This window comes from Shewanella surugensis (assembly GCF_023284005.1).
Classification (GTDB): Bacteria; Pseudomonadota; Gammaproteobacteria; order Enterobacterales; family Shewanellaceae; genus Shewanella; species Shewanella surugensis.
The window spans coordinates 43339-59146 of sequence record NZ_JAKIKS010000005.1 but is presented as its reverse complement, the minus strand read 5'-3'; the positions used below and the strand labels follow the sequence as shown (position 1 = coordinate 59146).

The 15808-nt window shown below is 43.0% G+C and carries 9 protein-coding genes and 2 pseudogenes; all 11 read left to right on the top strand.

Annotation, left to right across the window (positions count from 1 at the left end; translation table 11 throughout):
- The first annotated feature begins 1213 nt into the window (after positions 1 to 1213).
- The 11 genes and pseudogenes from L2764_RS27665 (at position 1214) to L2764_RS02545 (ending at position 15734) form a co-directional block, all read left to right on the top strand.
- Positions 1214 to 1348, top strand: coding sequence for a hypothetical protein (locus L2764_RS27665; RefSeq protein ID WP_283106886.1), 135 nt, complete (start codon positions 1214 to 1216; stop codon positions 1346 to 1348).
- A gap of 3 nt (positions 1349 to 1351) precedes the next feature.
- Complete coding sequence (locus L2764_RS02590; RefSeq protein ID WP_248938682.1) at positions 1352 to 2980, top strand: hypothetical protein; 1629 nt, start codon at positions 1352 to 1354, stop codon at positions 2978 to 2980.
- Positions 2980 to 3678 carry an OmpA/MotB family protein gene (locus L2764_RS02585; protein WP_248938681.1) on the top strand — a complete coding sequence of 233 codons (699 nt, stop codon included), beginning with the start codon at positions 2980 to 2982 and terminating at the stop codon, positions 3676 to 3678. The genes L2764_RS02590 and L2764_RS02585 overlap by 1 nt, the downstream gene beginning before the upstream one ends.
- Complete coding sequence (locus L2764_RS02580; protein WP_248938680.1) at positions 3678 to 4886, top strand: HNH endonuclease; 1209 nt, start codon at positions 3678 to 3680, stop codon at positions 4884 to 4886. Before L2764_RS02585 ends, L2764_RS02580 begins: the two co-directional genes overlap by 1 nt.
- A 140-nt stretch (positions 4887 to 5026) precedes the next feature.
- Positions 5027 to 6730: a type I restriction-modification system subunit M gene (locus L2764_RS02575; RefSeq protein ID WP_248938706.1), complete on the top strand. Its 1704-nt coding sequence runs from the start codon at positions 5027 to 5029 to the stop codon at positions 6728 to 6730.
- On the top strand, positions 6687 to 7781 hold the full coding sequence (locus L2764_RS02570) for a PDDEXK nuclease domain-containing protein (protein WP_248938679.1): 1095 nt from the start codon (positions 6687 to 6689) through the stop codon (positions 7779 to 7781). Before L2764_RS02575 ends, L2764_RS02570 begins: the two co-directional genes overlap by 44 nt.
- A gap of 98 nt (positions 7782 to 7879) precedes the next feature.
- Positions 7880 to 9634, top strand: a complete 1755-nt coding sequence (locus L2764_RS02565; RefSeq protein WP_248938678.1) for a restriction endonuclease subunit S — start codon at positions 7880 to 7882, stop codon at positions 9632 to 9634.
- An 8-nt stretch (positions 9635 to 9642) separates the two neighbouring features.
- Complete coding sequence (locus L2764_RS02560; protein ID WP_248938677.1) at positions 9643 to 11415, top strand: SWIM zinc finger family protein; 1773 nt, start codon at positions 9643 to 9645, stop codon at positions 11413 to 11415.
- A 109-nt stretch (positions 11416 to 11524) separates the two neighbouring features.
- Positions 11525 to 12108 (top strand): annotated as a pseudogene (locus tag L2764_RS02555) (DUF1016 N-terminal domain-containing protein).
- Positions 12020 to 12322, top strand: a complete 303-nt coding sequence (locus L2764_RS02550) for a PDDEXK nuclease domain-containing protein (RefSeq protein ID WP_312018331.1) — start codon at positions 12020 to 12022, stop codon at positions 12320 to 12322. Before L2764_RS02555 ends, L2764_RS02550 begins: the two are co-directional and overlap by 89 nt.
- Positions 12323 to 12364: 42 nt before the next feature.
- Positions 12365 to 15734, top strand: a pseudogene (locus L2764_RS02545) (type I restriction endonuclease subunit R).
- Positions 15735 to 15808 lie beyond the last annotated feature (74 nt).

Here is a 15808-nt window from a genome sequence, read left to right as displayed (position 1 = left end):
TCCGTGGCTCAACTAAGGCTATTTCGACATCCTGTCTTAATCACACTATTTTTTATCGAAAAGTTAAAGTTACTCCGATGGGTAAATGTGGTAATCCGTTAGTGTTTTTGGATTACATTGGTTAACTGTACTTATTGCCTGCGACAGGCTTATGTGTAAATACAAAAATAACGCGCCGTGGATATGTTCCTATAGGCTCAGACGAAAACCTCCCTGTTTCCGATGGTTATTCTTGTATTCACACTTATCTTGAAAAGCCAAAGCAGTGGATCTCTTCGATTTATTGGTGTTCATATTTGATGCGTTTAATATGGCAACAAGGTCCATGTTTAAGAGCCAGAGTAGGGAGGTTTTCAAATGAAAGTGGATACATTTTATCATTGGATTTATCTGGTGTGGGTAAAGTGTAGTGTTATTTTCACCTGCGCTGAAGCTAAGGTCGTGGATCCCCATCCACACCGGGGCAAGGAGGACTGCTCGTCCTTAACGATATCCCTATCTAAAGGCCAGTTCGATCTGCTGTAAACGGATTTACGAATGCCGTGGTAGCAAGGATGCTAAAGAACGGCCCAGTCTCTCGCTCATAGAGGCCATGATATTGGCCTTCTCCCTCTAATGACCTCCATAACGCCCAGACGAAATTACATGCAGTTAATTACGGGCTTCATGCTTACTAAAAAATCATTAACACTTCCGATGGGATGTCCTATCCCGCGAAAGCTAACCGTATATCCCTATACGTTTCACATGATTTGTTGAATGCATTTCAGCAATTTCGATGGGGGGATCTTAAAGATAGCGGGTTGCTTCTAATTGGGCTTGTTGGTAACACTGAGTTTTGTGTGGGTGTTGCCATTGGAAGGGCTAAAGGAGAAGGTGAGTGTGGTGAGTAAAAGTGATGATATGAAAGGTTTTAGTATAAATGGCTGATGCTTAGATGAAAGTTTATTGATAGCATTAACTGATTGGTATTGTTTATTATCTTTACCTTAATGAAGGTTTGGTGCTCAATAAAATACGTTAGATTGTTTTACAAAGAAAACACCGTCACTCTATTGTTTCGCGAAGTGATAGTCTGTGTCGTTGTCTGTTTCTCTCTTATTACGAAATATGAATTAAAAGGGTCTGTTTTCGTATTAAAATCACGATCAATGATGCCACTCTTAGATCTCAGGAATAATAGTTCGTTTAATGGAAGAGGGTAACATTCAATATGGAAACGATAGAAAACGGATTACGGGGTATTGAACCAAATTCAGTCAATGGTCTTATGTTGATCATGATGATGATCATTTTTATCTTAGGCCTCTGGTTTACGCATAAAAATAAGCATAGCGCCTTTGTTTAATACGTGCCTACGCTGCTGACCACAATGGGTATTTTTGGTACTTTTTTTGGTATTGTATTGGGGTTATTAGCCTTTAATCAGTTGGATATTGAAGCCAGTATCCCTCCTTTACTCGATGGCCTTAAAACCGCGTTTATTACCAGTTTGGCGGGTATTTTTTCATCGTTAGTGTTTAAAGTCTTATCAACGTTTTCTTTTTTACAACCTAAAAAAGCCAAAGTGAGCGTATCACAGGCAACGCCAGAAGCGATCCTTGATGCGATGCAAGCTCAAGTATCAGAAATTAAACAATTAAAAGATGCACTGGTGGGGAATGAAGAGTCTACTTTATTTGGTCAATTAAAAATCCTTCGGGGTGATATTAATGATAATGCAAAATTTTCACTAAAAAATACCCAAGAACAAGCTGTTAATCAGCAAGCTGTTTTTGAAGGATTTTCTGAAAAACTTTGGCTTAAGTTGCAAGATTTCGCCGATACCTTATCTAAATCAGCTACAGAGCAAGTTATCGAAGCGTTGAAGCAGGTTATCAATGATTTCAATCATAATTTAACGGAGCAGTTTGGTGATAATTTTAAACAACTTAATGAGGCGGTGCATAAATTAGTCGATTGGCAAGAAAACTATAAAAATCAATTAGAGCAGATGCAATTGCAATATGAACAAGGTGTGCAGTCTATTCATGCCACTGAGCTGTCAATTGCGCATATTAGTGAGCACAGTCGCGCCATCCCTGAATATATGGACAAGCTTAAAAGTGTCATGGAAGTGAATCAGCATCAGCTCAAAGAACTTGAACGTCATCTCGATGTATTTAAACAGATGCGTGATAAAGCGGTGGCAGCTATTCCACAGATCCAACAACACGTTGAAGGGGTGATCAGTGATATTGCTTCGGCAGTGAGTACCGCAAGCGATCATTATAAATTACTCCTTTCAGATTCAGATGATTACATTAAGACACATGCCGAAATATCCAATGAGCTGCTGGATAAATTTGCCAATGAAACAGAGAAAGGGATCACCCGCATCGATGAGCGTTTAATTGAAAGCTCAACACAGATCAGCAACAACATTGATACGGCTGCCAATGCGTTTACCGACAATACAGCACGCACCAATCAAAGCTTACAAACGAGCTCAGATCACCTTCAATCTCAAACAGACGTCATCAAGCAGCATTTACACGATGCGGTAAGCGAAATAAACAGCACGATGCGTAACATGATAGAAACGTTAGTGGTCGATGCAAAAGAGATGACATCAACCATGAAGCAGGCGAATCAGAATTTAGTCGCAGACACTGAGCATGTACGCGATAGCGTGGTGAAGTCAGCTGATAAATTACAACAAAGGCTGAATGAGGTGATTGATGAGGCGGCGACTCAACAGATTGACCAAGCAAAACGCACTTTTAATGCCATGGAGGAACAAATTAAGCAGCAAGTCGGCTTAACGGGTGAAGCGGTTGATTCTCAATTGAAGCTGATCGATACGGCAATGCAGCAAGAAATTAATCGCGTTATGAATGAGATGGGGCTTGCGTTAGCGCAAGTGAGTGGTCGTTTTGTTCAAGACTACACTCGACTGACTGAAGCCATGAATGAAGTCATTAATCAGCAGGTTGCTTAATGAATACACTCTTTGGCTCAAGCGACAACATGCAAGACAGTGGCGAGCATTGGCTGACAGTGTCTGATTTAATGGCGGGGCTGATGATGGTGTTTTTATTTATTGCCATCGTTTTTATGCTCAACACTCAAAAAGAAAACAATAAAATCAAAGAGATGACAGTTGCGTACCAACAAAATCAAGTGGCGATTTTTGAAGCGTTAGAGCAAGAATTTCAACATGATCTGATCCGATGGGGTGCAAGGATCGATAAAGAAACCTTAGCATTTAACTTTCAGTCACCCGATGTGTTATTTGCCAATAATGAAACCACATTAAGCGCAACTTATAAGCAAATTTTAGATGACTTCTTCCCGAGATATATCCATGTATTAACGCCATATCGTGATTCATTAGATGAAATCAGAATCGAAGGTCATACTTCCAGTGCAGGATTGCGGGGCTCAACACAGGCCCAAGCCTATTTTTATAATATGCGACTGTCACAAGGCCGAACCTGCGCCGTTTTAGAATATGGTTACGGGTTAATGCCGAATGAATCGGATTGGATAAAGGCGACCATTGCCGCCGTGGGCTTTTCTTCCTCCCGCTTAATCATGCAAGACGGCGCTGAGGACGCGGCTATGTCAAGACGAGTGTCATTTAGGGCGATCACCAATGCCGACATTCAAATTAAACGGATCTTAGAGGCGCAATAATGAAGCTCAATGTCGACTTTAGCGCACTGCATCAGGCGATTGCGCCACTCGGTAAAGTGGCCGCGTCTTTTTCAGTGACGCGTCATGTCAATGAATTAGAAAGTATCGCTAGTCACTTAACAATAGGTGTGATTTTAGGTAAAGATATTCAACTCGATGAGATCGATGGTTCCCATGGGGTCTTAAGTTACCATGGCGATCAGGTGATGCTGTATATTCCTGATCAAGGTGATGAAATTCAGTTTATATTAGAAGATGGCAAACAGGGGTGTAGGATCCATGTGGCCGAATGTTCAACATTAGAGCTAATGAGAGAAACGGGCCGTTTTGATCGCTATAAAGTGATTAACCGTGTTGATGGTTTCTTCCCTGTTTTTGGCCGTAATTTCAAATTAAAGCAAGATATAAAAGGTGAAGCAGATTTAGGCGTGTGTAAAAATTGCTTAACGCTGCTCAATTATCAGGGCTATTCGAGTCAAGGGCATAGGGTGAAAAATCAAGTTGTTAATGCTTTTTCATTTGAGCAATTGTTCAGTACTTACAGTGCGCATTTTAACAGCTTGCCCAGTAATAAAAAAAAGGGTAATTATACCGCCGATTGGGATTCCATCTCCACTCAGTTAAGAAGTGAATTAGATTACACCTGTGAGCAATGTGACGTGAATTTAACTCAATATACTAAGCTGTTGCACGCGCATCATGTTAATGGCAATAAGGCGGACAATGGCCGCAGCAATTTAAGGGCGCTGTGTATTGATTGTCACAAGAAACAACCTCATCACAGCCATATGCGAGTTAGCAATGAAGATGTGCTTATCATTAATCGCCTTAGGCGTGAGCAGCACAAATTTGATGTGTTTGATTATCAGCAGTTACGTGACTGCGCCGATACTGCGCTTGATGGCTTATTGCAAAAATGCCAAACCATGGGTCTGCCGCAAGGGGAGCTGGGGGTGGTAATTAATGCTGATGTCAATCCTAAACCTAAACCCAAACCCAAACCCAAACCCGGTAAGGATAACGGCAACCGAGATAATAACTGGGATAATAATAACTGGATTGCGATCGATCTCTGTTGGCAGAAGCGTAACGTCGCCGTGCTCATCAAGAGCGAAAACACGGCAAGATTACAACGCCACGGCTGGACAGTATTTAGTGCCTTTGAGGCTTTGAATGAGTTTGAACGCTTTCAAGCTAAAGTCAGATAAGCGCTTATGGCACACTTGCTTCAGTTTGGGTGCTCAAATTGTTAACTAAGGCTTTAATTTTTCTCTCATCTTTATCGTTATTTACTGTATGATATGCGGTTCATTATTTGGATCAATATCAAGCGGATCATGAGGGCTTTATGGCAACGCCAGCAACAAAACCAGCAAGGACAAAAACACTAGCAAAAAAGGCCGCCGTCGGCTTTGAAGAAGCCTTATGGGACAGCGCCAACAAGCTGCGTGGTAGCGTCGAGTCATCAGAATACAAACACATTGTATTGAGCCTTATCTTCCTTAAATTTATCAGCGATAAATTTGAAGTGCGTAAAGCTGCGATTGAAAAAGAATACGGCGCAGAATACCTCGACATGGTGGACTTTTACACCATGGAAAACGTGTTTTACTTGCCCGAAGAGGCGCGTTGGTCATTTATTCAAATTAACGCTAAACAAAACGACATCGCGGTTAAAATTGACAGCGCCCTGCACAGCGTGGAGAAGAACAACAAAGCCCTCGCAGGTGCACTACCTGATAATTACTTTTCCCGCTTAGGCTTAGATGTTAGCAAGCTGTCTGCCCTCATTGATACCATCAATAATATCGATACGTTACCGACAACAGCTGCTAACGCTAATGAAAGTGCCCACAGCGAAAAAAGTGCCCACAGCGCGGAAAGTCCCAACAGTGGAGAAAGTCCCAACAGCACAGAGCGCGCCAAGAGCGAAGAAGATATCGTCGGCCGGGTGTATGAGTATTTTTTGGGTAAATTTGCTGCCACCGAAGGCAAAGGCGGCGGAGAGTTCTATACCCCCAAGTCTATCGTGACTCTGATTGCCGATATGATTGAACCGTTTTCGGGTAAAATTTACGATCCTTGCTGTGGCTCGGGTGGTATGTTTGTGCAGTCGCTTAAATTTATCAACAGCCATAACGGCAACCAAAAAAACGTGTCGATTTACGGCCAAGAATATACCAATACCTCCTATAAGCTGGCGAAGATGAATCTGGCGGTGCGCGGCATTTCCGGTAACTTGGGTGATGTGGCAGGGGACAGTTTCTTTAAAGATCAGCCCCCCGACTTGAAAGCTGATTACATCATGGCCAATCCGCCGTTTAACCAAAAACAGTGGCGCAGCGACAACGAATTAGTCGATGATCCGCCAACGGGTAATGCCAACTACGCGTGGATCATGCACATGATCTCAAAACTCAGTGAACACGGCACCGCAGGTTTTGTACTGGCCAACGGCTCTATGTCGTCAAACACCAGTGGTGAAGGCGATATTCGCCAGCGCATTATCGAAAATGACTTGGTCGATTGCATGATCGCATTGCCGGGGCAGCTGTTTTACACCACCCAAATTCCGGTGTGCTTATGGTTTATCGCTAAAGATAAGCGCGGCAATAACGAGAGCGGCATGCTCAAACGCCGCGATCGCCAAGGTGAAACCCTGTTTATCGATGCCCGCGAGATGGGCTCTATGGTCAATCGCACTCTAAAAGAATTGACCGATGCTGACATTCAGGCGATCACCCAAACCTATCACACATGGCGCGGCGAAGATCTAGCAACGGAGCAGCAGCCAGAAAGCGCATATAAACAGCAGAGCTATGAAGATAAAGCAGGTTATTGTAAATCCGCCACTATTGCAGACATCAAGGCCAACGATTATGTGCTCACCCCCGGCCGTTACGTGGGCGCCGCCGAAATTGCTGATGACGGCATTCCGTTTGAAGTGAAAATGCAGGAGCTTAGCCAAACCTTATATAGCCAGATGAGCCAAGCAGAAGCACTCGATAATGCCATCCGAAAAAACTTGGAGGCACTGGGCTATGGGGAGTAGAGGGCAAGAGATAAACACCCAAGCCATATTTACTGACATTAAGCGGGTGATAGAGCAAGCGCGTACTCAGGTTAAACAAAGCGTTAATCATGCAATGGTGACAGCCTATTGGCAAATTGGGCGCTTAATTATTGAGGATGAACAACAAGGTAAGGTGCGTGCGCAATACGGTAAAGCACAGCTAACACAGTTATCTGAAAAACTGACTAAAGTGCTTGGGAAAGGGTTTTCAGTCAGAAATTTACGTAATATGAGGGCGTTTTTTGTTGCGTTTCCAAATCGGCAGACACTGTCTACCAAATTGAGTTGGTCGCATTATAACAAATTACTCAGTATCGAAAGTGAGCAAGCCCGACTGTGGTATATGCAAGAATCTGCACAGCAAAACTGGAGCGTACGTGCACTTGAACGTCAAATTGGGACGCTTTATTACGAACGTTTATTGTCGAGTCGAGATAAAATACCTGTTGAGCAAGAGGCCACTGAAAAAACAGCGCCTTTAGCAGAAACGGCTGAAGATTATCTACGCGATCCTTACATACTTGATTTTTTGAACTTAGACAGTGGCCATTATCAAGAGTCTGACTTAGAGCAGGGTATTATCAATAATCTGCAAAAATTTTTATTGGAACTCGGTAAAGGGTTTGCGTTTGTGGATCGCCAGCAACGCATAATCACTGACGATGGGGATTATTTTATTGACTTGGTATTTTACAATTACCACCTTAAATGTTTTGTACTGATAGATTTAAAACTGAATAAGTTAAGTCATCAAGATGTAGGGCAAATGGACATGTATGTACGCATGTATGAACAACACAAACGCCAAACGACGGATAACCCCACCATAGGTTTGATTTTGTGCTCAGAAACTAATAATACTGTAGTGAAATACTCGGTGCTGAATGAGAGTAAGCAACTTTTTGCTTCTCAATATATCACCCACCTTCCCACCGAAGAAGAGCTGTGCATTGAACTACAAAAAGAGCGTGAACGTGTGCAACAGCAGCTGAAAAATGCCGCTAAAGTCGCAGGTGAACGCCATGAGTAATTACACAAAAGTTAGCCTATATTGTCAGATAAATAAACGGGTTAACGCCATCCGTCAAAACTTGGAGGCACTGGGTTATGGGGAGTAGGAGGCAATCAATGAAATTGGAAGATTTTGCAGTTCACCAGAAAGGGTACGCATTTAAATCTAAAGACTATATTGAAGATGGAGTAGCTGTTGTTAGAGTTAGTAATTTGACTACTGATTCTATTGAAACATCAGATTTAAAATATGTTTCAGATGGTATAGCATTAGATAAAAGTAACTTTAGATTGCGTTATAATGATGTGGTGATAGCTACTGTTGGTTCATGGCCAAAAAACCCTGCTTCTGTTGTAGGTAAAGTAATAAAAGTACCTGATAATTGTGAAGAATTTCTTTTGAATCAAAATGCGGTTAGGTTTAGAGCTAATTCAAACGATGATAATGATCAATTGTTTTTATATTACCTACTTAAATCTAAAGAATTTTCTGATTATATAATTTCGACGGCGCAAGGAAGTGCGAATCAGGCAAGCATCACTTTAAAAGATATTTACGCATTTAATTTTCAGTGTCCTAGTCGTACAGAAAGGCAATTTATAGCAAAAAATCTCTCTGCTTTAGATAAAAAAATAAACCTCAACCGCCAAACCAACCAAACTCTTGAGCAAATGGCGCAGACCTTGTTTAAAAGCTGGTTTGTCGACTTCGATCCTGTGTTTGACAACCTCTTGATGAAACTGCTGGCTAAAGCTGATTTTAATCTCGAAGCGCTTAACGATTCTCTCGACAACCTCGATTTTGCCAATGATTTCCCTGCTGACTTTCCTGATGTGCTGCGTCATAAAGCACAATTGCGTTTGACGGCATTGCAAGCGGAAGCCGCCGCCAAAAATTGTGACTTAGCCGCACTTTTTTCAGAAAGTGCCCACAGCTCAGAAAGTGCCCACAGCTTAGTCAAGAGTCGCAGCGCAGAAAGTGCCAACAGCCAAGATAAGAGTCGCAGCCAAGATAAGAGCCACAGCTTAGACAGTGCCTACAGCGGAGTAGAAAGTCACAGTGAAGATAACAACATCCACCGCCATTTCCCCAGTGAGTTTGAATTTAATCAGCAGCTAGGGTGGATCCCTAAGGGGTGGGTTGAAAATACAATTGATGGACTATGTAAAATCAACCCTCAATCTTGGACTAAAAAAAATTCACCTGAAACAGTAAAATATGTGGATCTGGCTAATGCAAAGAATGGATCTATTGGAGAGGTTGCCAATTATGCATTTGAAGATGCCCCAAGTCGAGCTAGAAGAATTCTTCAACCTCACGATACGATAATTGGTGTTGTTAGACCCGCAAATAGATCGTTTGCTTACGTGAATGAAGAAGGTCTAACTGGAAGTACTGGCTTTACTGTTGTAAGGGCAAATCAAGAGAACTATAGAGCTTTTTCATATCTTTCATTAACAAATGAAGATTGTATTAAAGAATTTACCCGTATTGCTGATGGAGCTGCATATCCTGCTATTAAGCCTGAAGATGTAGCCAAAGCTGAATGTATCTATTCAAGCGAAAGCATTCTTAATGAATTTGAGATTTTAGTCAGCGCATTTATGAATAAGATTGCTACAAATGAGCAGCAAAATGAAGCCCTAACCAAACTCCGCGACACCTTACTCCCCAAACTTATTTCTGGTGAACTGTCTGTCGATGAACTGTCTGTCGATGAACTGTCTGTCAGTGCAAGAAAACACCCTAACAGCGCTGATGTTTCCGATGTTTCTAATGTGGGCCCTAATGTGGTTTTTAGTGAGTCAGTCGAGTCAGTCGCGAATGCGTCGCTTGCTGTGATGACTGCTGATCCCAGACTGATTGAATAGGAGATGTCATGTTTAATTTAAAGGCAATAAAAGACAGTGTGAGCAGTAAAAGCTACGATTTGGGCTATGGCTTGTATGCGTCAAACAGCGTTAGCAAGTTGATGATTGTCGATAACCAAGTGACGGCGAGCGTTGCAGGGCAACACTTGTATAAGGTGACGTTAGACTCTTTCGAAGGTGAGACGCAGGCAAGTTGTACTTGCCCCGCGGCGGAGTATCAGGATGTATGTAAACACGCAGTCGCAGTCGGATTGCAAGTCGAGCATTTGTCTACAGCAGAGTTGGCCGAGTTGGGCGCAGAGAGGGCTGAGCAAGATGATGAACGGGCGCAGTTAATGGCGTGGTTTGCGGCTAAACCTGCCACTGAGCTGGCTGATATTATTATGGATCTGTTAGAGGGTTCTGAGCATGAATACCAGAAATGGTCGCTGCTAATGTCATGTGAGCGAATGGCCAGTGATACCCAGACGGTGGACACAAGCATGTTGAGTCAACAAATCATGCTGGCCTTGCCAAAAGAGCAAGTATGGGACTGGAATGAGACTAGCGGCTACTTTGATGCTGCCGATGCCTTGTTTGAGGTGATTTTTCCTGCCATTGCGACATTGACCATAGAACAGCAGTGGGCATTGAACTTACAAGCCTTGATCCGCTTAAATGAGGTGCTGGAAGACATCGACGATTCAGGAGGCTTTCGTTTTACCATTGAAGGCCAGCTCAATGAGAACCTCAGTCAGCTGTTTAATCAGCTATCTTGGTCTGATGAGGAAAAAGCCCAGTGGTTATTTGAACACTTTAAAACCTATCAATATGATGTGTTTCCCAGTGTGCCCGATGATTTTAACATCACTGACACGGTGAACACGGCGTTTTTATCCCTGTGCCAGACGGGCGTTGATAACTTGTTGAAAGCGGGGGTAGATTTTGATGACTGGAAGCAAAAAAGTGTGTTTGACCGACTTATATCCGCTTTGGTTGAAGCTGCGCAAGCCCAAGGTGATTGGCCAAAACAGTTGCGGTTATTGATCATGAAAGCGGACTCTTCAGCGGATTATTTAAGGATCAGTGAGGATTGTTTAGCACGGGGTGACGAATTGGATGCCGAGCATTATCTTAAGCTGGCGTATCAATGTGTGAGTCGGCCTTATGATGAGCGGGACTGTAAAAAGTGGGAGATAAAAGTGCGTCTTGCCTTGGGGGAATGTAAACCCGCATGGACGCTTGCATGGCAGCTGTTTATGGACAATCCCAGTGTCAATGGCTTTAAGCAATTGCAAGCCTTAGAGCTGCAAACAGGGGTGATGGAGCCAGACTTGTTGCATAAGGTTGAGCAAGCACTGATTGAGGCATCGCAGCAAACACAGCCGGGTTTTCACCGCTTTGGGGCGGATATGTGTGAGGTGATGCGGTTTTACTTAGATCAGTGCACAGGGAGCCAAAGCAGCGAGGCTCAGCAGATGCTAGAAAAAGCCCGTGCTTGGGCTGCATCGCATTCAGTCGCACCAGATCAATGGGTCAAACTGGCCGATGTCATTATGACAGAACATCCCCAAGAAGCGATGGCGTTATATTATAAATCACTTAGCGCTATTATTGCTCAAACCCATAATGATGCTTACCGGGAAGCGACAGACTTATTGCTTAAAATCGAAAAGCAGTTAAAAGCTACAAATGGTAATTGCACGCAATTATATGACATGATTGGTGATATCATTAAACACTTTAAGCAAAAGCGTAATATGATGAAGTTGTTACGCCAGCATTTTCCCCAGTGTTTTTAGTTGTTGTGAATGAATGAGTGAAATGTGTTTTTAAATGGGCCGTCTTTTTTGTAGAGAGTGGCTGTAGCTTAACAGCCGCAGTAGCGATATATTTCAATAGGACAGTGCGATGACCGAGCTAAGCAATCCACAATTATTAACCGCATTACGGGCGCTATTACAGCGTAGTCGCACTGCGCTGCAAAAATCAGTAAACAGTGCCATGGTGCTGACTTATTGGCAGGTCGGACAATTGATCGTGGAAGATGAACAGCAAGGTGAAAAACGCGCGGCTTATGGTAAGCAGTGTTAAAAGAACTTGCTAGGGTATTAACCCGTGAGTTTGGTAAAGGTTTTGATCTCACCAATTTACGTAATATGCGCTGTTTTTATTTGGCATTTCCAATTCGAGAGACAGTGTCTCTCGAATTGAGTTGGTCACATTACAATCTACTTGCGCGTATCAACAGTGATCAGGCCAGAGAATGGTATAAAACAGAAGCCGTAACCCAAGGCTGGAGCGTACGTGCATTAGACCGTCAAATCGGTGTGTTGTATTACGAACGCTTCTTTGCCAGTAAAGAGCAAGCCAGCCAAGATGGCAGTGGCGTAAAGCAAGAAGCATTTGAAATGCTTTTTACTGATAGACTTGAAAATTGGCAAGTTGAACCATCAAGATGTTGGGCAGATGGACACCTATGTTCGTATGTATGACCAACTTAAAAAACAGCAGGATGATAACCCGACCATTGGTTTGATTTTATGCAGCGAAAAAAGCGAAGCGGTGGCTAAATATTCTGTGCTCGCCGATGGTAAACAACTGTTCGCGTCTAAATACTTACCGTATTTACCGAGTGAAGAAGAGCTTCGCCAAGAACTGCAACGTGAGCGCCAACTTATCACAGAACAAAAAAGAATAAGCGAATAGCCACTTAATTTAAAGAATAAGTTCATGGATGAGAAGCAATAAATGAAATTTACTGAAGCCAAATTAGAACAAGCGATTATTACATTATTAGGTGAGCAAGGTTATCCACACCTCAATGGTAGCGAACTGAAGCGTGATCAATCAGAGGTATTGATTAAAGCGGATTTGCGGGCGTTTTTACAACAGCGCTATCAGCATGCGAATATTACCGCGGGTGAAATTGACTCCATCATTCGCAAGTTAGAAACCTTACCTGCCAGTGATTTGTATAGCAGTAATAAAACCTTTTGTCAGTGGCTCAGTGATGGCTTTCTGTTAAAACGAGAAGGGTTAAAAAGAGAATCTAGCAGCGTTGCAGGAAGTGCTTCGCAAAAAGATCTGTATATTCAATTGCTCGATTATGACAATGTCGAACAGTTGGTTAGGCAAAGCCTGTTTGCTTCAGCAAAACTTGAATCCTTGCAACCTGAGCTGGCGCAGGTGGCCGAACCCAAAGCCGACTATCTTGTCAATAGTGTCGTCAATCAAGCTATCAATGATGCAATAGGCAATGATGATAATATTTACCGCCTTGTTAACCAGTTAGCGATCGAAGGTGCGACGGGGGAAAAACGCATTCCTGATGCTATTTTGTATATTAATGGTTTGCCGCTGGTGGTGCTTGAATTTAAAAGCCCCATTCGTGAAAAAGCCACTATTTACGAAGCTTTTAAGCAGCTGACCATTCGCTATCGCCGTGATATTCCGCAGCTGTTTGTTTATAACACCTTATGTGTGATAAGCGACGGGGTGAATAACAAAATGGGTAACCTGTTTGCGCCTTATGAGTTCTTTTATTCGTGGGGTAAAGTGACAGGCCAAGAGCGGGTTGCACAAGATGGCATTAACTCGTTACAAACGATGTTGCGTGGTTTGTTTGATAAAGCCCGTTTACGGGATGTGATGCGCCATTTTATCTTTTTCCCTGATGCTAATAATAAAGAGACGGGTAAAAAAGAAATTAAAATTGTGCCGCGTTATCCGCAGTATTATGCCACGAAGAAGTTATTTGAAAATATTAAACAACACCAGAAGTTACCCAACGGCGAGGGTGGCGATGGTAAGGGCGGGACTTACTTTGGTGCCACAGGCTGTGGCAAGAGCTTTACCATGCAGTTTCTATCGCGCTTATTGATGAAGAGTGTGGCGTTTAAGAGCCCGACAATTGTATTGATCACCGACCGCACCGATTTAGATGATCAACTGTCGCAACAGTTTGCTAATGCCAAAACCTATATTGGTGATAACAGTATTGAAACGGTGAAAAGGCGTGAACACCTGCGCGAGTTACTTAAAGGCCGCAATAGTGGCGGTGTGTTCTTAACCACTATTCATAAATTTACCGAAGATACCGAGCTGCTGACTGATCGCTGCAACGTGATCTGTATTTCTGATGAAGCCCATCGTAGCCAAGTCAATCTGGATCAAAAAGTGGTGGTGGATCTGGATAAGGGCACCATCAAGAAAAGCTATGGCTTTGCTAAATATCTGCATGATTCACTGCCTAACGCCACCTATGTTGGTTTTACGGGCACGCCTGTGGATGCGACCTTGGATGTATTTGGTCAGGTGGTTGACTCGTATACCATGACTGAATCGGTAAAAGACGAGATCACCGTGCGTATTGTGTATGAAGGCCGCGCCGCAAGGGTGTGCTTAAACAACAGCAAACTGGCTGAGGTTGAAGCTTATTATAAAGACTGCGAGTCTGCGGGCAGTAACGAACACCAAATAGAAGAAAGCAACAGCGAACATGAACGCTATTTTGGGCGATCCGGATCGTATTTGCGTATTGGCCCGTGACTTTGTTGAGCACTATGAAAAACGCCTTGAAGAAGGCGCCACCGTGGTGGGCAAAGCCATGTTTGTCTGCAGTGCCCGTGCTATCGCTTATCAATTTTATCAAGCGTTAGAGGAACTGCGTCTTGCGTGGTTTGAGGTGCTCGATACCGACAATGCTGCTGAACTTTCTGATCTTGAGCGTAAACGCGCCATCAGCGAAGGGCGAATAGCGGCGCCATCCGAACGGGTGAAAATGGTGATGACCCGGGGTAAAGACGATGTGCCGCGTTTATACCAGCTGCTTGGCAGTAAGGATGAGCGTAAGGAACGGGATAAGCAGTTTAAAAACAAGCATTCAAACTTCAAGGTCGCCATTGTGGTAGACATGTGGTTAACCGGTTTTGATGTGCCGTTTTTAGATACTATGTATATTGATAAACCGATCCAAAAGCACAGCCTTATTCAAACCATCTCGCGGGTTAGTCGTCAGTTTGAAGGTAAAGATAAAGGCTTAGTGGTGGATTATATCGGCATTAAATCGGAAATGAACAAAGCGTTAGCGCAATATTCAAAAACCGATGAAACCAATTTTGAAGATGTTGCCGCTTCTGTGATTGAAGTCAAAAATCACTTAGCGCTGCTGGCGTCATTATTCCATAAATTTGACAGTAAACCTTACTTCACTGGCGAAGCGGTGAAGCAGTTAGACTGCCTCAATCATGCCGCTGAATTTGTACTTTGTACGGAAAAGCGGCAAAAGCGCTTTATGGATCTGGTTAAGCGATTAAAAGCGGCTTATGACATTTGCTGCAGCAGTGAAAATATCAGTGAGCCAGCGCGAGATCATATTCACTTTTACTTAGCGATCCGTTCTATCGTATTTAAGCTCACTAAAGCCGAAGCGCCAGATCTTGCGCAGATGAACACTAAAGTACGCAATATGATAGCCGATGCATTGCAAAGTGACGGCGTTGAAGAGATCTTCAAACTGGGTAATGAAGACGGTGGTGAAATTGATATTTTCAATGACGACTACATCAAAAAGATTGAAAAAATCAAATTGCCCAACACCAAGATAAAACTACTACAGCAGTTGCTTGCTAAGGCCATTGGTGAGCTGAAAAAAGTGAATCAAGTGCAAGGCATTGATTTTACCAAGCGCTTTGAAGCATTAGTGTCACGCTATAACGAGCGTAAAGAAGACGATGTATTGGTGAGTGAGGTGTTAGAAGAATTTTCCGACAGCATGGTAGAGCTGATTTACGGCGTACAAGACGAAATGAATTCGGGTGATGAGTTGGGGATCGGTATTGAAGAGAAAGCCTTCTATGATGCGCTGAAATCACTCGCAGTGAAGTACGATTTTGATTACCCAGAAGATAAGTTAATCGCATTATCGCAAGCGGTAAAAACCATCGTCGATGATAAAGCCACCTTTACCGATTGGAACCGCCGCGACGATATTAAAGCATCGTTAAAAGTGGCGCTGATCATAGTGTTGGCTAAATTCGGTTATCCGCCCATCAGTCATGATGAAGTGTATAAAGAGATATTTGAGCAAGCAGTGAATTTTAAGGCTCATAGGGGTTAGATAGACGCGTTATTGGCAATGCCGATATTCAGTCGAGTGCGATGAATGATGAGCATTTAGATACCTCTAAAAAG

Excerpts from the sequence above, each read along its gene's own strand:
- L2764_RS27665 (WP_283106886.1), top strand. The coding sequence starts at position 1,214 with ATGGAAACGATAGAAAACGGATTACGGGGTATTGAACCAAATTCAGTC.
- L2764_RS02585 (WP_248938681.1), top strand. The coding sequence starts at position 2,980 with ATGAATACACTCTTTGGCTCAAGCGACAACATGCAAGACAGTGGCGAG.
- L2764_RS02580 (WP_248938680.1), top strand. The coding sequence starts at position 3,678 with ATGAAGCTCAATGTCGACTTTAGCGCACTGCATCAGGCGATTGCGCCA.
- L2764_RS02575 (WP_248938706.1), top strand. The coding sequence starts at position 5,027 with ATGGCAACGCCAGCAACAAAACCAGCAAGGACAAAAACACTAGCAAAA.
- L2764_RS02570 (WP_248938679.1), top strand. The coding sequence starts at position 6,687 with ATGCCATCCGAAAAAACTTGGAGGCACTGGGCTATGGGGAGTAGAGGG.
- L2764_RS02565 (WP_248938678.1), top strand. The coding sequence starts at position 7,880 with ATGAAATTGGAAGATTTTGCAGTTCACCAGAAAGGGTACGCATTTAAA.
- L2764_RS02560 (WP_248938677.1), top strand. The coding sequence starts at position 9,643 with ATGTTTAATTTAAAGGCAATAAAAGACAGTGTGAGCAGTAAAAGCTAC.